Source organism: Micromonospora citrea (assembly GCF_900090315.1).
In the GTDB taxonomy this organism is placed as follows: Bacteria; Actinomycetota; Actinomycetes; order Mycobacteriales; family Micromonosporaceae; genus Micromonospora; species Micromonospora citrea.
The window spans coordinates 512,494-530,188 of record NZ_FMHZ01000002.1 but is presented as its reverse complement, the minus strand read 5'-3'; the positions used below and the strand labels follow the sequence as shown (position 1 = coordinate 530,188).

Genomic DNA, 17,695 nt, shown 5'->3' with positions numbered 1-17,695 from the left:
ACCGAACCCGTCGATCGACCAACCCCAGGCGCGGGCCCTGGGCGGGCGCGACGCCTCACCGGTAGATCTGTCGACTCAGCGGGTCACGGCGGTTTCCCGCTCCATGCGCGACAGCTTCTCCGGATTGCGCACGTGGTAGGCGCCGGTGACGTAGCCGTTCTCCACCCGCACCGCCACCACACCGTCGATCTCGCGATCCACTCGGACGAGCAGCCCCGGGCCACCATTGATCTGCACCAGTTCGACCGACCTTCTTGCATCGCGCTTCCACCAGCCGACGGCCAGCAGGCGAGCCACGTTCTCGATCCCCACGACGGGCCGCAGCAGGGCGTGCTTGACACCCCCGCCGTCGCTCAGGGCGACGACGTCCGGCGCGAGGACGTCGAGCAGGCTCTGCAGATCGCCGGTCTCGACCGCTCGCTGGAACGCCTGGAGCGCGGCCCGGTGCTCGGCAGGGGAGCCACTGCCGCGAGGCCGGCGCGCGGCTACGTGTGCCCGTGCCCGGTGGGCGATCTGGCGTACGGCGGCCGATGTCTTGTCGACGGCGTCGGCGATCTCGTCGTAGTCCAGGTCGAACACCTCGCGCAGCACGAACACCGCCCGCTCGGTCGGCGTGAGTGTCTCCAGCACCAGCAGCATCGCCATCGAGACGCTGTCGGCCAGTTCGATGTCCTCGGCCACGTCCGGTGCGGTCAGCAGCGGTTCGGGTAGCCATGGTCCGACGTAGGTTTCCTTGCGCCGGTCCAGGGTGCGTAGTCGTTTCAGTGCCTGCCTGGTGGCGATGCGGATCAGGTACGCGCGTTGGTCCAGCACCGTGCCGAGGTCGACGCTCACCCACAGCATCCAGCTCTCCTGCAGGACGTCCTCGGCATCCGTGGCAGAGCCGAGGATCTCGTAGGCGAGGGTGAACAGCAGATTGCGGTGAGCGACGAATGTCTCGGTGGCGGCGTCCATGCGGGTGTGACGAGCTGCGGACGTCGGCTGCTCAACGCGGTCGCTCATCGCTGGTTCTGCCTGTCCGTTCGCGATCGTGCCATGACCATACGATCCCGGTCGCCACCGTTCTGTGACACCGAGGTTCGGTGGCCTAGGTCACGTCGGTGCCGCTGTCACACGGAGCCGATCGCCGGGATCTCTTGCCCGAAGTGACGCCACATCACGAGTAGGGAAGTCCCGAGCATGTCCACACCGACGACGACCGACCTCCGGTCGCGCATGCCCAATCCCCTCCCGTTCCTTCCCGGAATGGCGGAGGTCGGCGAAGGCCTGCACAAGGCCCTCAGAGACGGTCCGATCTCCCCGACGACCGTCAGTCTGCTGCATCTGCGCGCCGGGCAGATCCTCGGCAGCACGTACTTCACCATCCGGGAGACCGGCAACCTCCGCAGGCTCGGGGAATCAGAGGAGCGCATCGCCGCCGTGGCCACCTGGCGGGACGCCACCTACTTCACCGACGCCGAACGGGTCGCGCTGGAGCTCGTGGAGGCGGTCCTCACCCCGAACCCGGCAGGGGAGCGTGTCCCCGATGAGCTGTACGCCAGGGTGTCGGCGCACTACGACACCAAGGCGATGTGGTCGCTCGTCATGGCGATCGCCCACATCGGTTTCTTCACCCCCGCCGCTCTCATCGCCAAGCCGATCCCCGGCATGCCCCCGGGGCAGAACTACAGTGAGTGAGAAGGGCACCAGCTTGAACATCACCAAGTTCGCGGTGGCAGGAGCAACCGGGCGGCTGGGCCGCCACGTCGTCGACGTCCTCACCGAACGGGGGCATCACGTCGTGTCGATGTCCCGAGCCACCGGCGTGGACATCATCACCGGTGAGGGCCTCGCCGAGGCCCTCACCGGGGTCGACGCCATCATCGACGTCGCCTCATGGCACTCCTCCGACCAGGAGGCGGCGACGGAGTTCTTCCGCACGTCGGCCCGTAACCTGCACGAAGCGGGCCAGCAGGCAGGGGTCGACCAGATCACCGCGGCGTCCATCATCGGCGCCGACAAGGCCACCGCCGGGTTCGTCGCCGCCAAGAAGGTGCACGAGGAACTCCTCCTGTCCGGCCCGCTGCCCGTCCGCATCCTGCGGGCCGCGCAGTTCCACGAGTTCGTCGGTCAGCTCCTGGACTGGCAGCAGGGCGACGTCGCCTACGTCCCGGCCCTGCCCACCCAGCTCGTGGCCTGCCGCACCGTGGCCGAGACGCTGGTCGACCTCGCCCTGGATCCCGACGCACCCGCCCCGGGGCAACCGATCCCCGAGGTGGCCGGCCCCCGCGAGGAGACCATGTCGGAGGCGGCCCAACTCCTCGGCGTCCGTCGAGGCGTCAAGGTCGTCGGCGTCGACGGTTCCGGCATGCCCGACGCCGGCCTCGCCGCCAAGGGCGCGTTCCTGCCCGGCCCGCACGCCAAGCTCGCCGGGCCCACCTTCGAGCAGTGGCTCGCCACCCAACCCTGACCCGGACGGAGCCGGCCACGCACGTGGCCGGCTCACCGGAGTCGGTACCGAGCCGCCGCGCGAGCGACCCCGCGGCGCGCGACACCTTCATTTAGCGAGGGCGGAAATCATGGCAAACACGAGGGCGCAGGCTCCGGCGGTCACGTCGCGCCGCTGGGCCGCGCTGTTCTTCATCGGGCTGGGCCAGCTCATGATCATCCTGGACGCGACCGTCGTGCACATCGCGCTGCCGTCGCTCCAACGCGACCTGGGGATCTCCGACGGCGACCGGCAGTGGATCCTGACCGGGTACACGCTCGCGTTCGGCAGCCTGCTGTTGCTCGGCGGTCGAATCGCCGACTACACCGGCCGCAAGCGAGCCTTCCTGGTCGGGCTGCTCGGCTTCACCGCGGCGTCGGCGCTCGGTGGCGCGGCGACCAACTTCGAGATGCTGCTGACCGCCCGCGTCCTGCAGGGCGCGTTCGGCGCGCTGCTCGGGCCGTCCGCGCTGTCCCTGCTGACAGTGACGTTCACCCAGCCGAGGGACCGCGCCAAGGCCTTCGGAATCTGGGGCGCCATCACCGCCGCGGGCGGCGCGGTAGGGCTGCTGGCAGGCGGCACCCTGACCGACTACCTCAACTGGCGCTGGTGTCTGTACGTCAACATCCCGATGGCGCTGATCGCGGCGATCGGCGGGTACGTGGTGCTCGCCGAATCGCGGCGCGTGGGCAGGGCGCGCTTCGACATCCCCGGCGTGCTGCTGGTGACCGGCGGGCTGGTCACGATCGTGTACGCCACCAGCCAGGCGGAGTCCGCCGGCTGGGGCTCGGTGAGGGTCGTCGGCCTGCTGGCCGCCGGCGCGGTGCTGCTCGCCGCCTTCGCCCTCGTGGAGAGCCGGGTGCGGCAGCCGCTACTGCCGCTGCGAGTGGTCGCCGACCGCACCCGCGCCGGTGCCTACCTGTCCGTCGGCCTGGCCATCATCGGAATGTTCGGGGCGTTCCTCTTCATGACCTACCACATGCAGGTCGTCATGGGGTATTCGCCGATCAGGACGGGCGTCGCCTTCCTCCCGATGGTCATGGCGGTCCTGATGTCGGCCGGCGCCCTCACTGTCCGGCTGTTGCCCAAGCTCCCGCCGCGGGCGTTGATCGTGCCCGGCATGCTCATCAGTTGCTGCGGCATGCTGTGGATGCTCACCCTCGACGCCGACACCGGCTATGTCGGCGGAGTGCTGGTCGCGCAACTTCTGCTCGGATTCGGCGCGGGCATGATCATGCCGGTGGCCCTCAACTACGCCACCCACGGCATCGATCAGGGCGACTCGGGCGTTGCCTCGGCCAGCTTCAACACCGCGCAGCAGATCGGCAGCTCGATCGGCACCGCGCTGCTGAACACCATCGCCACGGGTGCGACCGTCGACTACCTGGCCTCGCACGGTTCGGGCCCGGCCGTTGCCAGGCAGGCCATCGTGGAGGGCTTCGGGGCGGCCAGCGCCTGGGCCGCAGGGATCATCGCGGTCGGCGCGCTGATCGTCGCCGTGCTGATGAACACTCCGCGCCCCGCGCCCCACGGCGTCACCGAGGGCGCCGCGAACACCGAGCCGCTACCCGTACCCGCCTGAGGGCCCGTCCTTCGAGAGTCGACACATCATGCGTCCGGCGTCCCCACCAAGGAGTGATCCCATGTCCACGCCGACCAAGCTGCCCCCCGCTGCTCGTGCGGAGCGGTCCGCGCCTCCCCGGTTCTTCGGCCTGATGAAGGCGAGCACGGTGATCCTGGCCGCCGCGCTGCTGGTGCAGGGGATCACCGCCGGACAGCTCATGTCCAGCGAGGATGGCAGCCAGTTGCACGACGCCACCGGCCCCGTCGTCACGGTAGCGATCGTCCTGCAGATCATCGCCGCGCTCCTGGTCTGGCGGGCGGGCCGCGGATCGGCGCGATACCCGGCCGTCAGCGCGCTTCTCTTCCTGCTGATCAGCGTCCAGTTCGTGGTCGGTGGCAGCGGCAATCTCGCCGTTCACGTCCCTCTCGGCGTGGCACTGTTCGGCGCGAGCGCCGTCCTGGTGGCGCAGGTGTGGTCGACCCGCCCCGCCCGCAGAGCCGACTGAACTGAGGGCCTGGGCAGGGCTCGCCGCGCAGGCGGGACTGACGTCAGTCCTGATCCAGGTAGGGCAGCGCGGAGAGCCGCCGCGACGCGCGCCGGTGCTGCGGCGCTTCGGGGCACAGGCTGCAACCAAACGGACAGCGGGCGGCCCAGGACCGTTCGGCGCCGGATCGGATGGTCCGGTGCCGAACAGCCTGGCCAATCGCTTTCCGCCGTGCCACCGCCGAGAAGCTCAGCGACGATGGACCGCCCGACTCCTTTGTTTACGCGCCGTGCACGTCGGCGGGCTCGACGCCGCTGTTGTCCGTGAACTTGAAGGTCCAGCTGCTGTCCTTGGGCCTGCCGTCCATGTCGTCCGGCACGCTGCGCTGCTCGTCGCGGAGCTCCTCCGCGGTGGGAAGAACGAGGATCATCTCAACCTCCAGTCGTCCCTGGATCGCCGCGGCGATCCTATGTAGAGGCCGATGCTACTCGATCTTTTTGCGTCATGTCGTCCCCTTCCGTCCGCCCTCGGACACGCGCGGCCCGCACCGCGTGAGGGCCGAACGCCGTTCCACGTCACGCGCCGCGTGCTGCCGGGAGGTGAAGCGTTCACCCCGCCCGCGTCGCGGCGACGAGCGCCACCTGACTGTCCTGGCCGCGTTCGAACAGGCGCACCTCGAGCCCGCTGCGGGCCAGCTGGTCGGCTATCCCAGCGCGGTCGAGGTAGAGGTAGCGCCAGACGAGGACGGTGTCGCCCGGCTCGAACGACATGGTCCTCCGGTCGCCGCCGACGTCGAACGTCACGGCGACCGGTACGACGAACCGCACCCGAACGAAGATCTCGCTGCGGTCGCGGTCGAACCCCGTCTCGGTCTGGTACCACGACCGGTCGATGGTGAGCAGGTCCAGCCCCGCCAGTTGCTGAGGCTTGAACGGGCCACCGACGCGGACGTGATCCATGAACGGCGGTCGGTCGACGCCGGTGTCGACGCGCAGCGTCAGCAGCAGGACGTCGTGGCCGCTCATGGTGTGGCCCACATGGCGCAGCACCCGGGTCGGATCGGCGAAGTTGTACAGCGTCCCGCCCGCCAGCACGACGAACCGCGCCGGGCCGGCATCGTCGTGCCGGGCGGTGAGCACCCGGGCGAGATCCGGACCGGTGAAGTCACCGCGACACAGCTCGAAGCGGTCCGCGTGATCGGGAAAGTCGGTGCGAAGGCTCCGCCGTGCCAGCTCGAGCATCTCCGCACTGATGTCGATCGCGTGGTAGCCGGCCAGCCGGGAGCCGTCCAGCAGGTGGCGGATCAGCCCACGGACCGGACGTGTGGTGCCTGGCCCGAGGTCGACCACCTGGACCGGCGTCGACGGCGGCACGAGGGTGAGCAACCGCTCCGCGTGCCGTGCCAGGACCGTGTCGAAGTCACGCAGCACCGGCGCGACCTCCGCGGTGGACCTCACTTCACCGGCACGCCAGAGCTCGCTGCCGCCGCCGAGGTAGGTCAGTTCGAACGGAAACTCGGCGCGTTGCGCGAGCGAAGCGACGATGGCATCGACCTGTGTCGCCGAATAGGTGCGATAGAACTCCTCGCTCGGCGACACCACACGCCGCTGCACACCAGTCATGATCGAATGGTACGTGCGTCGACTCCGCGAGGCTGTCCTGAGTCGAACCTCTCTCGCCGCGAGCACCGGGGACCGGGTCGGCGACCACCGCCGTGGACGTCTATCTGGCGGTCGCCACGGTGACGACCCCGAGACGGTACGAGGAGGACAGTGGTGTCGCGCCCGCCCTGCCCCTTCCCGCGCGGGTGACGCCGGCGACGCCGGCGTGTGCCGAGCACCCGTGGGGGTCCGCCATGAGAAGACGCACTCTCGTCGCCGGCATGGCCGTCGCCGTCTGCTCCAGCGTCGCCGGAATGCCCACCCCCGCGACCGCCCACGTACGCGAGGGCGCCGCCCACGGCTGGCGGGGATTCGACTTCACCCGACCCGAGACCGTCGCCACCGGCCTCGAAGCACCATGGGGGCTGGACTTCCTGCCCGACGGCAGCGCCCTGGTCACCGAGCGGAACAGCGGACGGGTCCTGCGGGTACGCCGAGGCTCGCCCCCGCAGCAGGTCGCGCAGATCTCCGGTGTCGCCGCGACGGGCGAGGCCGGGCTGCTGGGGTTGGCCGTCTCGCCTCGCCACCGATGCGACGGCCACGTGTACGTCTACTTCACCTCCAGCGTCGACAACCGGATCGTGCGTTTCCGGCTCGCCGCACCGCACGCCCAGCAGCCGGTCCTCACCGGGCTCGCCCGGGCCGACGTGCACAACGGCGGACGTCTCGCGTTCGGCCCCGACGGTCTGCTCTACGCGGGCGTCGGCGACGCCGGACAGGCGTCCACCGCCCAGGACCCGGGCAGCCGCAACGGCAAGATCCTGCGCATCCGGCCGGACGGCGGCGTGCCCTCGGGCAACCCGATCCCCGGCTCGCCGGTCTACAGCCTCGGCCACCGCAACGTGCAGGGCCTCGCCTGGGACTGGCGCGGCCGGCTCTACGCCACCGAGTTCGGCGCGAGCCGCCGGGACGAGGTGAACCGCGTCGTGCCGGGCGGCAACTACGGCTGGCCGGTGGTGGAGGGAACGGCCGGCGACCCGCGCTTCCGCGACCCGATCGTGACGTGGACGCCCGCCGAGGCGTCACCCAGCGGCGCGGCGATCGTCGGCAACACCCTCTACGTCGCGGCCCTGCGCGGCAACCGGCTGTGGGTCGTACCGCTCGACCGGGCAGGCCGCGCCGGCACACCCACCGCGCGGCTCGTCGGCACGTACGGGCGGCTGCGCACCGTCGCGTACGCGCCCGACGGCTCGCTGTGGGTCACGACCAGCAACCGGGACGGTCGGGGCGTTCCCGCGGCGGACGACGACCGCGTCCTGCGGTTCCCACCACGCTCCTGGCGGCGGTGACATCCCGGCCAGGCGCCGCACCCGCGGTCACGTACCCACACCGGTTCGCCGGTCGCGGCCCACGGCCGTTGCGGGGCCGCCGGTCGGGGAACGGCCGGCTAGGGTGCGGGCCATGCGCGTACGTCCTGCCGGACTTCTCCTCGCCGCGGTCGCCGCGGTGCTCTGGGCGCTCGGCATGACCGTCCTGCAACCGCTGACGGAACAGGTCGGGCCGTGGCCCGAGGCGCTGCGCGGCAACAACGCCTACTGGGCCCGCGACCTGCGCTTCGTCGCGATCGTCGGGGCCGTGGCGGGGCTCGTGCTGGCCGGTGGCGGCAACCGCCGGTGGAGCGTTGCGGCGGTGCTGCTGGGCGGCGCGTGGCTGGCCGCCGACGTGGCCGTGGACCGGGCCGACCCCACCGGCGCGGGTTTCACCGTGCTGCTCGCCGTCGCCGGCTGCGCGGCCGTCGCCGGTGCCGCCGCCCTCGCCGTACGCCGGCAGCGCGGTGACCGCGATCGGCGGGCGCTGGTCGCCACCGCCTGCGTTACCGGAGTGTCGGTGCTGATCGCCGCGGGCATCGAGTCACCGACCGACCGGGAGCCGGAACTGAACCCGGCGGCTGTCGTCACCAGCCTGCTGCTGCTCGCCCTGACCCTCGGTTGCGCGCTGGCGGCGGCCCCGGGGCGGCACCCGGCCCGACAGCGGCTGGCGGTCGGGATCGGCGCGGCGGCCGCCGCCGCGGTCCTGCTGGTGCGGGCGGTGCCGCCCGGCCCGCGGATCCTGCCCGGAGTGCTGCTCGGCGCGGTGCTGCTGACCGGGGTCACCCTGCTGGCCTGGGACTGGCCGGACGGGCGGCCGGTCTGGCGGTGGCACGCCCTCGCCGCCCTGGCGGCCCTGCTCGGCCCGTACGCGATGCTGCTGATCGTGGTCATCGGCACCCTGCCCCTCAACCCGGGCGCGCCGCTGACCGCGCTGGCCGGCAACACCGCCATCAACAGCGCCGACTCCGACGTGCTCTACTCGCTGTCCGGGGTGCTCGCCGGCCTCGGGATGGCGTTGCTGCTGGCCTTCCCGCCCGCCCTCGGCCACCGCCCGGCCGGCCCGGAGCGCCCGGACGGACCCGACTGACCGGACGAGCCGGAAGGGCCGGAGGAGCCGGACGGGGCGGGCTGCTGGTGCGGTCAGCGCGCGACGCTCGTGTGCCAGTCCCGCAGGAAGGCGTCGACGAGGGCGTGCGCCCGGGGGCGTACGTCGAAGGACTCGCCGAGCCGCCGGCGCGCCATGTGGGACAGGCCGTCGGCGGCCTCGTTGAGGGCGTGGCCGCTGTGCCCCTTGACGTGGGCGAAGGACAGATCCGGCCGCCGGGCCACACACTCGGCGAGGCGCACCAGCGTCGGCTGGTCGGCCCAGCGGCGCGGCCGGAGGCTGTAGCCGGCCGGCATGGCGCCGGTCTCGCCGCCCTGCCAGCGGTGCAGATAGCGCAGGGCGGCCAGGCTGTCCAGCAGCACGGTCATGCCGGCCGGCGCCTCGTCGTACGCGGACAGCAGGAAGTCGACCGCCCGCAGCTCGTTGATCAGGACGCGCGAGGCGCCCGTCGGGTCCAGCCGGCCGGTGCCCCGACCGCGCAGGCCGTAGTGGCCGTCGCTGACGACGTACCCGATGCCGCCGGCACGTCCCTTCCAGCTCGCGTCGGTCGCGGCGACCACGGCCGAGGACGTCTCCGCCCAGCGGCCGACCCGGCCGCGACCGCGTTCGGAGCTCGGCTGCGGGCGGTGGACCTCGTGCCGGGCGGCCTGCTGTTCCGCCGTGTCGAGCAGTTGTCGGGCCGAGCCGAGTTCGTCGTAGTGGGCGGCGGTGAGGGCCAGCCGCACGGCGTCGCCGATCCGCTGGCAGCCCTCGCAGCGGGTGGCGCGGGCGTAGGCGCGCAACGCGACGGCACGGTCGCGCAGGGGGTCGGGCAGCAGGTCCAGGGCGCGCAGGAACTCGTCGGGACGCACGTCGCCTCCCTAGAGCTCGGAGACGTCGGTGACGACGGCGGTCAGCTTGTCGCCGGAACGCTTCGTGCCGGCCGTCTCCTCCTGCTGCACCGACGCGGAGTCGCCCGACACCTCGAAGGTGTTGATGATCGGGTCTTCGGCGCCCTTGACCTGGTACGTCACCTCGTACGTCTTGGACGGGTCCAGGTCGACGTCGCCGGTGTACGTCACGTCGATCCGGTAGGTGATGTTGCAGCCGGCGCTGCCGAAGCACTTCTTCTTCAGGATCTTGACCTTGAGCATGAAGTCGCTCTTCGTCGGCGTGCCGTAGGCGGGAACGGGCGGCGCGGTCGTGGCGGGCGCGGTCGTGGCGGCGGCGGTGGTGGTGGCGGCGGACGTGGCGGGGTGCGCCTGCGGTGCGGCGGAGGCGACGGTCTTGCCGGCGACCGGCTCGTCACCGCTGGTCGTGGCCAGCAGCGCGCCGCAGCCACCGAAGCAGAGCAGCAGGACCAGCACGGCGACGCCGGCGATGATCCATCGGACCTGGGGCTTCTTCCGCGGGGCGGTCTGCGGGTCGGCGGTGTCCGTCGCCTCGGGGTGGGTCTGGGGCGCGGGCTGCGGTTCCGGCTGGGCCTGGGGCTCGGTCATGGTTCTCTCCTCGTCGAGGCGGTGGTGGGGCGGCTGAGTCAGCGGGACGCTGTGGAGCTGATGTCGTGGACGGATCAGGCGGATGGGATGCCGACGACCTCGACCTCGACACCCTCGTTCCGCAGCGACTTCATCGCTTGATAGAGCGCGACCTGGGCGAAGGTGAAGAGCGAGCCGACGGTGATCGCACGGCCGGCGTCGAGCGCGATGGCGTAGACGACCTTGGTGGGGCGGAAGTCCGGGCTCAGATCACGTCCGTTCGGCTGTCGCCGCACGACGTCGAGGAACCTGGCGCGCGCGTCTTCCTGATAGCGCAGCGCCTCGTAGGAGACGATGCCCTGGGCGAAGAGGTGGCTCAGCGGGGCGCTGCTCTTCGCACGCTTGACGTGAATCAGCTCGCCGGATGGGCCGAGCAGGTCGCACGCCTCGATGCCGCGCCGGTGTTGGGCCGTCCGGAGCAGTTTCTTGTCCAGCAGCACCAGCTTCGGGTCACGGTGGGCTGCGGCCCGGTTGTAGGCGTCCTCGTCCTTGAGGTCGCTGGTCCAGGGCGGCAACGCGACGTCGGAGGGCCGGGCCAGGATCTCGGCGATCTCCCGGCGCAGGAAGTCTCGGTGCCGGTCGCCGATCTCATACCAGTCGCCCTCGTGGAGCAGCAGGTGACTGGTGCCGACGGCCACCTCTGCCGTGATCCAGTGGTAGGCCCGGGTCCTCACCATCGCCTCGGTACCGTGAGCGTCGGCGTAGAGCGTGACGCTTCCGTTGCGCAGTCCGTTCCACCGGTCGCCGTCCAGCGCGCCGTTGGTGTGGGCGAGGATGGCAGGCAGGTCCAGCTCGTCGGTCAAGGTCGGGGCCAGGCCGGACTTCGGAACCTGGATCACGTACGACGCGGCGCGCTCGATGTCGCCGATCAGGTTGCCGGGCACCGCCACGCCGAGGGCAGGCGGATCGACGAGCGCCAACCGCTCGTCCAGGGCGCCGATGAGGTCCGGCATGCGCGCGTCCGATGGCGGCACCGGTCGGATCTGGGTGATGAACTCCAGGTCGGCCAGGGGCGACTCCTCCTGGCAGACTCGCTCGATCTCCCGCAGGTCCGCGAGGAGCCCGGCGGGCTCGACACATACGTGGATGTGCAGGGCGTCGCCACCGTCGATCCGGGCGGGCTTGCCGCTGCGCCGGCAGACGGTCAGCTGCGGATTGTCCGTGTAGCCGCAAACCTGGCCGACGATCTCGCCCCACTTGTCGATGCCGTACTTCCAGATGGGCTGGCCGGCGGGGACGAAGCTGCGGTCCACCCGCCCGCTGGCACCTACGACCCGTCGGCGGACCTGCCGGATGTCGCTCGGCACCAGCGCCCGTACGGCGAAGGACACGCCGAACGTCCGGTCGATCACCTCCTGCTCGACCATGTGGCGGCCGAGGGTCCCGTAGGTCAGCGCGTACACGCGGTCGTCGACGGCCAGCAGCAGCGCCCCGCCACCGCTGCTGTAGCCGAGTTCGACCTCCCCGCCGGTCAGCCCGGCGAGGATGTCGCACCACTCGGCGCGCAGGCGGGGCACCGTGCCGTGCACCAGCAGCGCGGGTGCGCCGGCGACCTGTCGCGGCGACGGCTCGAAGCCGTTCTCGGTCAGGTAGCGAAGGTTGAGTGCCTCCTGCAGGCCCTCCGGGGTGGCGGAAACCCGAAGGCGATAGATGGTGGTGGGGTAGGTGCCGGGCGGGCCGGGTGGGGCGGGGACGTCGAACAGGGTGGGCTGCTCAGGGCCGGGCCGGCGGGGGTCCTTCCGGCCTGCGGGGCGGGTGATGGAGCCGGACGAGATCCGGCCCGTCGCACCGCGCATCTCAATCTCCTCGCGTAGAGACCTGTGCTGGCAGTTGGCGGGGACGCGTGGTGCGCCGAGGGCGGGCTTCGCGGGGCCCGCCCCTGGCGCGAGGAGTCAGCTCAGGGCGACGGTGACGCCGCCGGAGAACGGCGAGTCGTGCAGCTCGAGCTTGGCGAGCTTGACGTTCTTCGGGATGTCGAAGACCACGACCCCCGTGACCTGGTTGCCGGGGTTGATGTCGTTGAGGAACGTCTCGGCGTTCTTGTTGGCGTAGATGGCGGCGCCGGTGTCGGAGGAGTACTCGGTGCCGTCGGCCGCGTACGCCTTCTGGCTGCTGCCGTCGAACATCTGGGCTTCCTTGCCGATGTTCTTGACGTTGATCGTGACCAGGCAGAACTGGCCCTGCGCCTTCTCGCCGAGCACGCTGTCGCCGACCTTGGCGACGCCGCACTTGGACGACTTCACCGTGAACTCGAACTTCCCGTCCCGGGCAGGCTGGCCGATCTTGGCGGTCTTCGCCGCCTTCTCCTCGCCCTTGGCGGCACCGTCGCCACCGCCCGAGCTGCTGGTCTCGTCGGTGGAGCCGGCGCTGCAGCCGAACGCCACGAGGGCAGCGGCGGCCAGAGCAAGGGCGGTCGTCCTACGCATGATGAGCTCCGATTGCAGAAGGGATGCGGCGGCTCGGGGATCGGCCGCTCGCTGATGCCGATGAATCACAGCAGCCCATTGCAGGCGAAGGCCAGCACGCAGCGACGCAAGCGTTGATAACCCGGGTTATCAATGCAGGGCTGGAAAAGAGTCGTTCCGACATCTACTGTCGACCCAACCACCCGCGTGATCGTCGAGTGCAAGGAGGTGACCAATGGCCGGTGCCACGGACCTCATCTCGCTGTCCGAGATCGCCGAGCTGGCCGGGGTGCAACGCCCCGTGGTCACCACGTGGCGTCGCCGCTATCCGGGTTTCCCCGCCCCGGCGCAGACGGACCGCGGGCGGCCACTGTTCAAGGCTCGCGAAGTCGTCGACTGGCTGGTCGACACCGGTCGCGCCGAGCGTCGGTCCATCGAGCCGGACCTCCGACTTCATGTGCTCTCGTGTCTGGCACTCCAGACGGGGATGTCGTCAGGCGTCGGCCGGCGTCGGGCCCTCACTCCGGAGGACCTGGTCAGCGCCACGACCGCGCTGATCTGCCTGCACCACCTCGACGACGAGCCGCTACGTCCCGACGGCTTCACCGACCGGCACGTCGTAGAGGCACTTCGTGAGCGCGCCACCGAGGCCGACTGGGACAACGAGTTGCTCCGGTCGGAGATCGAGGCACTGCCGCCGGACGCGGCGTGGCTGGCCGAGGTGGTGGACGAGCTGATCGAGGCAGCATGGGGCACCGCCCAGGCATACGAGCGGGTGCTCGCCGCCCGGCACCGCTTCGGCGTGCCGCGGCTCTACGAGGACGCGGTCGTTCCGCAACTGGCTCGTCTGATGGTCGAGCTCTCCGGCGTGCGGGAGCACGCGGATCTGCACGGTCTCGTCCAGGTCGCCGATCCGCACGCGGGCACGGGTGACCTGCTGATGGCAGCCCGGCACGCACTCGGGGAGCACGAGCCGGTCATGTTCGCCGCCGAGGCCGACCCGTTGCTGGCGCGCCTCGCCCGCCGCCGGCTGGTGGTGCACGGCGTCTCGCGAGGCAGTTGGCAGCTCGACATCGCCGCGGGCCGACCGTCGGGCTCGCCCACCGCCGACGTGGTGCTCATGCGGCTGCCCTACCAGCCGGCCGAGGCGCGCACCGATCTCGACCCCTTCGCCGAGCTCGCCGAGCTGACCAGGGCGCTCGCGCCGGGGCAGACCGCCGTGGTGTTCGGCCCCGCCGAGCTGCTCGTCGGCGCACTGCCGCCCTACAGGCCGGCCGCCCGCTCCCGCAACGAGCTGCTGGCCACCGGCAGGGTCGAGGCAGTCGTCCAGCTTCCCGGCGGAATCATGCCCTTCCGACCGGGCTACCAGAGCGCGCTGTGGGTGCTCAGGCACGAGGAGGCGCCCGAGTGGCAGGGGCGGGTCCTGCTGGCGGACGTCTCCGATCGGCCGCTCACCGACAACGTGGTCGAGAACCTGGTCGTCGACGTCGCCACCTGGCGGCGCGAGGGTCACCGGCCCGACCAGCACCTTCGGGCGTACGCCAGTCAGGTGCGGATCGCGGACCTGACGGTGCCTCGACGCCCGCTGACCGCGCGCCGGCCCGCCACGCTGCGTGACCTGACACGGGACGGACGGGTGACGGTCGCGGAGCTGGCCGACACGGAGGCGGAGCTCGACCGGCTGGCCGATCCGCGCCCCCGGCTGCGCGCCCACGTGGGCGCGCGGGACGACATCCAGCGCGCGCCGACGAAGTCCATCGCCGCGCTCGTCCGGGACGGTCATCTCGCCCTGCTCAAAGGCAGCCGGATCGCCGCCGACCACGTCGGCACCGACGGCCACAACCCCGTGATCGGGCCGCCGGAGTTGACCGCCGGCGCCCGGATCGGCGCCCGCCGGATCGACCGGGCCCTCTTCGCGCAGCGCTATCCCCGTGCCCGGCTGACCGAACCCGGCGACGTCCTGGTGACGGTGACGCCCCGACTGCGGGCATACCACGACGAGCCGGGATTCTCGGTTGTCGACTATCCGACGCGGGTCCTACGCATCCTGCCGGACGGTCGTGACCGGTTCACCCCCCGGGTGCTGGAAGTACTGGTCAACGCCGTACAGAAACAGCGGCCCAGCGGCGCCGTCCGCGTCGCGACCCGGCTGGCTGACCTGCAACTTCCGCTGCTGCCTCCCGCCGACGTGGCGCGCCTCGACGCGCTGCTCGCGGCGGTGGAGGCGCGCCGTAACCTTGCCCGCCGTGAGCTCGACCTGCTCGACGACCTCAGCCGTCGCGCTGTGGCCGGGCTCACCGACGGCACCCTGACCATCACGGAGGGCCCGCCGCCGGCTGGACCCACCCCGCCGTGACCAGCAAGACTGACCGCACCGCAGATACGGATACGAGGAGCACCATGCCCCCCAGGAAGAGGGCGGCCGGGCAGAACGCGCTGCCCGGCATGCCGACCATGGCCGACCTTCGCGACACCCTCTGGAAGGCCGCCGACAAGCTCCGCGGCTCGATGGACGCCGCGCAGTACAAGGACTTCGTCCTGGGCCTGGTCTTTCTCAAGTACGTCTCCGACTCGTTCGAGGAGCGGCGCGCACAGATCAAGCAGGAGGTGCTCGATCAGGGCATCCCCGAGGCCCGGGTGGACGCGTTCCTCGACGACGTCGACGAGTACACCGGCCAGGGCGTGTTCTGGGTGCCGGCGGAGGCCCGGTGGGCTCACCTCGCGGAGCGGGCCAAGGGTGGCGAGATCGGGCTGCTGCTCGACAACGCCATGGACGCCATCATGAAGACCAACCCGGCGCTGCACACGGTGCTTCCGAAGATCTTCAACCGGGAAAACGTCGATCAGCGGCGGCTGAGCGAGCTGGTCGACCTGATCAGCGACGCCCGGTTCACCGGCCACGGCGACCGGCCCGCCCGCGACGTCCTCGGCGAGGTCTACGAGTACTTCCTGGAGAAGTTCGCCCGGGCCGAGGGCAAGCGGGGCGGCGAGTTCTACACCCCCCGCAGCGTGGTCAAGCTGCTGGTCGAGGTGCTGGAGCCCTACTCGGGCCGGGTCTACGACCCGTGCTGCGGGTCGGGCGGCATGTTCGTGCAGGCCGAGAAGTTCGTGCTCAGCCACACCGGCCGGCGCGACGACATCGCCGTCTACGGCCAGGAGTCCAACGAGCGCACCTGGCGGCTGGCGAAGATGAACCTCGCCATCCACGGCATCTCTGGCAACCTCGGGCCGCGCTGGGAAGACACCCTCCACGCCGACAAGCACCCCGACCTGCGTGCCGACTTTGTGCTGGCCAACCCGCCGTTCAACATGTCGGACTGGGCGCGCAGCGTCGAGGACCCGCGCTGGCGCTACGGCGTGCCGCCAGCGGGCAACGCCAACTTCGCGTGGCTCCAGCACATCGTCGCGAAGCTCGGGGAGCGGGGCACGGCGGGCGTGGTGCTCGCCAACGGCTCGATGTCGTCGAAGCAATCGGGTGAAGGCGAGATCCGGGCGGCCATGGTCGAGGCGGATCTCGTCTCCTGCATGGTGGCGCTGCCGCCGCAGCTTTTCCGCACCACCCAGATCCCGGCTTGCCTCTGGTTCTTCGCCAAGGACAAGGGACCGCAGGGAGGCAAGCGGCTCGCGGACCGGCGCGGCGAGGTGCTCTTCATCAACGCGCAGAACATGGGCACGATGGTCGACCGCGCCGAGCGCGTCCTGACGGACGAGGACCTAGCGAAGATCGCGGGGGCGTATCACGCCTGGCGCGGCACCGCGTCGGCCCGCGCCGAGGACAGGAAATACGAGGACGAACTTGGCTTCTGTTACTCCGCAACCCTCGATGAGATCCGCAAGCACGACCACGTGCTCACTCCGGGCCGATACGTAGGCGCCGCCGAGGTCGACACCACCGGCGACGAGCCGATTGCCGACAAGATCGAACGGCTGAGAAAGGAACTGTTCGCCCACTTCGATGAGTCCGGGAGTATGGAACGCGTTGTCCGTGCGCAGTTGGAGCGTCTCGATGTCTGAGTCCACGACACTTGGTGCTCTCGTCGCTGCTGGTTACTTGGAATTAGGCGATGGCTACCGCACAAAGCGCTCCGAGCATGGGCGCCCCGGCTTGCCGATTCTCCGTGTTGCGGAGGTTCTTGATGGAAAAATCTTGCCTGCCTTCGAGGACTATGTCAGCGATGCATACCGGCGAGCGATGGGAGCCAAAATTTCTCGGCCGGGTGACGTTGTTCTTACAACGAAAGGGACTGTTGGTCGGGTTGCCATAATTCCCGACAGTTCATCGGAATTCGTCTACAGTCCGCAACTCTGTTATTTCCGCGTCGATCCCGACTCGCCCTTGGATGCGCGCTACCTGTACTACTGGTTCAGAAGCGACTTCTTTTGGTCCCAGGCCGGGTCGCGGAAGAGTCAGACGGACATGGCGGATTACATTAACCTTGCTGACATTCGGTCTCTTCGGATATCTCTCCCGTCGTTCTCTGATCAACGGGCGGTAGTAGAGGTGCTTGGAGCGCTCGACGAAAAGATCGAGGTTAACGAGCGGATAGCTCGAAATGCCGCTGAGCTCGCGGAGGCGCAGTTCGCTTTGACGACGGCAGCAGCGCCTCGCCTGGTATTGGTCGGAGACGTTGCGGAGTTTCACAATCGGCACCGTATCCCCCTCTCGTCAAAACAGCGTTCTGAGATGCCCGGTCGATATCCCTATTACGGCGCGAACGGCATCGTGGATCACGTCGGACAGTTCATCTTTGATGGGCACTACGTCCTCGTTGGTGAAGATGGAAGTGTCGTTTCGGGTGACGGCACTCCGGTTGTTCATGATGTGCGTGGAGCATTTTGGGTTAACAACCATGCGCACGTGTTGACGGGCAATTCAATCTCGAACGAGATCTTGCTTGTGGCGCTTAGGCTTGCTGACGTTAGACCCCTTGTGACGGGAGCAGTGCAGCCAAAGCTGAGTATGGGCAATCTAAAGAAACTGCCCCTTGCGCTCCCAAGTGAAAGCCTCGCGCCGCAGCTAGAGTCGCAACTTCGCGAACTCTTTGCCTTGGCCGAATCGAGGAGCGCCGAAAGTCACACGCTTGCAGAACTGCGTGATGCACTGCTTCCGGGGCTAATGTCAGGTGCGATTCGAGTGCGGGACGCCGAGAAGGCGGTGGAGGACGCGACATGAGCGCGAACC

16 protein-coding genes are annotated in these 17,695 nt (G+C 70.1%); 9 read left to right on the top strand and 7 right to left on the bottom strand.

Annotated elements, in window-relative coordinates:
- Nucleotides 1-75: 75 nt before the first annotated feature.
- Entirely contained in the window at nucleotides 76-954 is an 879-nt protein-coding gene (locus GA0070606_RS02655) for an RNA polymerase sigma-70 factor (RefSeq protein WP_218105955.1), read from the bottom strand.
- 261 nt (nucleotides 955-1,215) lie between these two features.
- Between GA0070606_RS02655 and GA0070606_RS02650 the strand changes: the two genes are divergently transcribed.
- The 4 genes from GA0070606_RS02650 to GA0070606_RS02635 all read left to right on the top strand — a co-directional run bounded on the left by GA0070606_RS02650 (nucleotide 1,216) and on the right by GA0070606_RS02635 (nucleotide 4,536).
- Nucleotides 1,216-1,677 carry a carboxymuconolactone decarboxylase family protein gene (locus GA0070606_RS02650; RefSeq protein WP_218105954.1) on the top strand — a complete coding sequence of 154 codons (462 nt, stop codon included), beginning with the start codon at nucleotides 1,216-1,218 and terminating at the stop codon, nucleotides 1,675-1,677.
- 13 nt (nucleotides 1,678-1,690) lie between these two features.
- Nucleotides 1,691-2,449: an SDR family oxidoreductase gene (locus GA0070606_RS02645; protein WP_091107182.1), complete on the top strand. Its 759-nt coding sequence runs from the start codon at nucleotides 1,691-1,693 to the stop codon at nucleotides 2,447-2,449.
- A gap of 109 nt (nucleotides 2,450-2,558) precedes the next feature.
- A complete protein-coding gene (locus GA0070606_RS02640) occupies nucleotides 2,559-4,049 on the top strand; it encodes an MFS transporter (RefSeq protein ID WP_091094888.1) in 1,491 nt (496 codons plus the stop codon).
- A gap of 61 nt (nucleotides 4,050-4,110) precedes the next feature.
- Entirely contained in the window at nucleotides 4,111-4,536 is a 426-nt protein-coding gene (locus GA0070606_RS02635) for a hypothetical protein (RefSeq protein ID WP_091094887.1), read from the top strand.
- A gap of 259 nt (nucleotides 4,537-4,795) precedes the next feature.
- On the opposite strand, the gene GA0070606_RS32340 is transcribed toward GA0070606_RS02635, so the two are convergent.
- Both GA0070606_RS32340 and GA0070606_RS02630 read right to left on the bottom strand, forming a co-directional pair.
- Nucleotides 4,796-4,945, bottom strand: a complete 150-nt coding sequence (locus GA0070606_RS32340; protein WP_176737211.1) for a hypothetical protein — start codon at nucleotides 4,943-4,945, stop codon at nucleotides 4,796-4,798.
- A 178-nt stretch (nucleotides 4,946-5,123) separates the two neighbouring features.
- The gene (locus tag GA0070606_RS02630) at nucleotides 5,124-6,137 is read right to left on the bottom strand and encodes an L-histidine N(alpha)-methyltransferase (RefSeq protein WP_176737210.1); all 1,014 of its coding nucleotides are present in this window, start codon (nucleotides 6,135-6,137) and stop codon (nucleotides 5,124-5,126) included.
- Between the two features lie 233 nt (nucleotides 6,138-6,370).
- Here GA0070606_RS02630 and GA0070606_RS02625 point away from each other — a divergent pair, with 233 nt between their 5' ends.
- Nucleotides 6,371-7,465 carry a PQQ-dependent sugar dehydrogenase gene (locus GA0070606_RS02625; protein WP_091107178.1) on the top strand — a complete coding sequence of 365 codons (1,095 nt, stop codon included), beginning with the start codon at nucleotides 6,371-6,373 and terminating at the stop codon, nucleotides 7,463-7,465.
- 112 nt (nucleotides 7,466-7,577) lie between these two features.
- A complete protein-coding gene (locus GA0070606_RS32335) occupies nucleotides 7,578-8,573 on the top strand; it encodes a hypothetical protein (protein ID WP_176737209.1) in 996 nt (331 codons plus the stop codon).
- 53 nt (nucleotides 8,574-8,626) lie between these two features.
- Here the strand turns inward: GA0070606_RS32335 and GA0070606_RS02610 are convergent, their stop codons facing one another.
- The 4 genes from GA0070606_RS02610 to GA0070606_RS02590 all read right to left on the bottom strand — a co-directional run bounded on the left by GA0070606_RS02610 (nucleotide 8,627) and on the right by GA0070606_RS02590 (nucleotide 12,534).
- On the bottom strand, nucleotides 8,627-9,442 hold the full coding sequence (locus GA0070606_RS02610) for a ribonuclease HI (RefSeq protein WP_091094884.1): 816 nt from the start codon (nucleotides 9,440-9,442) through the stop codon (nucleotides 8,627-8,629).
- A 9-nt stretch (nucleotides 9,443-9,451) separates the two neighbouring features.
- On the bottom strand, nucleotides 9,452-10,069 hold the full coding sequence (locus GA0070606_RS32330) for a hypothetical protein (protein WP_176737208.1): 618 nt from the start codon (nucleotides 10,067-10,069) through the stop codon (nucleotides 9,452-9,454).
- 74 nt (nucleotides 10,070-10,143) lie between these two features.
- Nucleotides 10,144-11,904: a DUF6119 family protein gene (locus GA0070606_RS02595; protein WP_091094881.1), complete on the bottom strand. Its 1,761-nt coding sequence runs from the start codon at nucleotides 11,902-11,904 to the stop codon at nucleotides 10,144-10,146.
- A 96-nt stretch (nucleotides 11,905-12,000) separates the two neighbouring features.
- A complete protein-coding gene (locus tag GA0070606_RS02590; RefSeq protein WP_091094880.1) occupies nucleotides 12,001-12,534 on the bottom strand; it encodes a DUF4352 domain-containing protein in 534 nt (177 codons plus the stop codon).
- 214 nt (nucleotides 12,535-12,748) lie between these two features.
- Between GA0070606_RS02590 and GA0070606_RS02585 the strand changes: the two genes are divergently transcribed.
- The 3 genes from GA0070606_RS02585 to GA0070606_RS02575 are packed head-to-tail and all read left to right on the top strand — an operon-like array spanning nucleotide 12,749 to nucleotide 17,686.
- Nucleotides 12,749-14,869: a DNA methyltransferase family protein gene (locus GA0070606_RS02585; protein ID WP_091094879.1), complete on the top strand. Its 2,121-nt coding sequence runs from the start codon at nucleotides 12,749-12,751 to the stop codon at nucleotides 14,867-14,869.
- 44 nt (nucleotides 14,870-14,913) lie between these two features.
- Nucleotides 14,914-16,527 carry a class I SAM-dependent DNA methyltransferase gene (locus GA0070606_RS02580; protein ID WP_091094878.1) on the top strand — a complete coding sequence of 538 codons (1,614 nt, stop codon included), beginning with the start codon at nucleotides 14,914-14,916 and terminating at the stop codon, nucleotides 16,525-16,527.
- Nucleotides 16,520-17,686, top strand: coding sequence for a restriction endonuclease subunit S (locus GA0070606_RS02575; RefSeq protein WP_176737207.1), 1,167 nt, complete (start codon nucleotides 16,520-16,522; stop codon nucleotides 17,684-17,686). The genes GA0070606_RS02580 and GA0070606_RS02575 overlap by 8 nt, the downstream gene beginning before the upstream one ends.
- Nucleotides 17,687-17,695 lie beyond the last annotated feature (9 nt).

Coding starts and splice junctions, on each gene's coding strand:
- GA0070606_RS02625 (WP_091107178.1), top strand. CDS start 6,371: ATGAGAAGACGCACTCTCGTCGCCGGCATGGCCGTCGCCGTCTGCTCC.
- GA0070606_RS02640 (WP_091094888.1), top strand. CDS start 2,559: ATGGCAAACACGAGGGCGCAGGCTCCGGCGGTCACGTCGCGCCGCTGG.
- GA0070606_RS02575 (WP_176737207.1), top strand. CDS start 16,520: ATGTCTGAGTCCACGACACTTGGTGCTCTCGTCGCTGCTGGTTACTTG.
- GA0070606_RS02580 (WP_091094878.1), top strand. CDS start 14,914: ATGCCCCCCAGGAAGAGGGCGGCCGGGCAGAACGCGCTGCCCGGCATG.
- GA0070606_RS32330 (WP_176737208.1), bottom strand. CDS start 10,069: ATGACCGAGCCCCAGGCCCAGCCGGAACCGCAGCCCGCGCCCCAGACC.
- GA0070606_RS32335 (WP_176737209.1), top strand. CDS start 7,578: ATGCGCGTACGTCCTGCCGGACTTCTCCTCGCCGCGGTCGCCGCGGTG.
- GA0070606_RS02585 (WP_091094879.1), top strand. CDS start 12,749: ATGGCCGGTGCCACGGACCTCATCTCGCTGTCCGAGATCGCCGAGCTG.
- GA0070606_RS02635 (WP_091094887.1), top strand. CDS start 4,111: ATGTCCACGCCGACCAAGCTGCCCCCCGCTGCTCGTGCGGAGCGGTCC.
- GA0070606_RS02630 (WP_176737210.1), bottom strand. CDS start 6,137: ATGACTGGTGTGCAGCGGCGTGTGGTGTCGCCGAGCGAGGAGTTCTAT.
- GA0070606_RS02650 (WP_218105954.1), top strand. CDS start 1,216: ATGCCCAATCCCCTCCCGTTCCTTCCCGGAATGGCGGAGGTCGGCGAA.
- GA0070606_RS02590 (WP_091094880.1), bottom strand. CDS start 12,534: ATGCGTAGGACGACCGCCCTTGCTCTGGCCGCCGCTGCCCTCGTGGCG.
- GA0070606_RS32340 (WP_176737211.1), bottom strand. CDS start 4,945: ATGATCCTCGTTCTTCCCACCGCGGAGGAGCTCCGCGACGAGCAGCGC.
- GA0070606_RS02595 (WP_091094881.1), bottom strand. CDS start 11,904: ATGCGCGGTGCGACGGGCCGGATCTCGTCCGGCTCCATCACCCGCCCC.
- GA0070606_RS02655 (WP_218105955.1), bottom strand. CDS start 954: ATGGACGCCGCCACCGAGACATTCGTCGCTCACCGCAATCTGCTGTTC.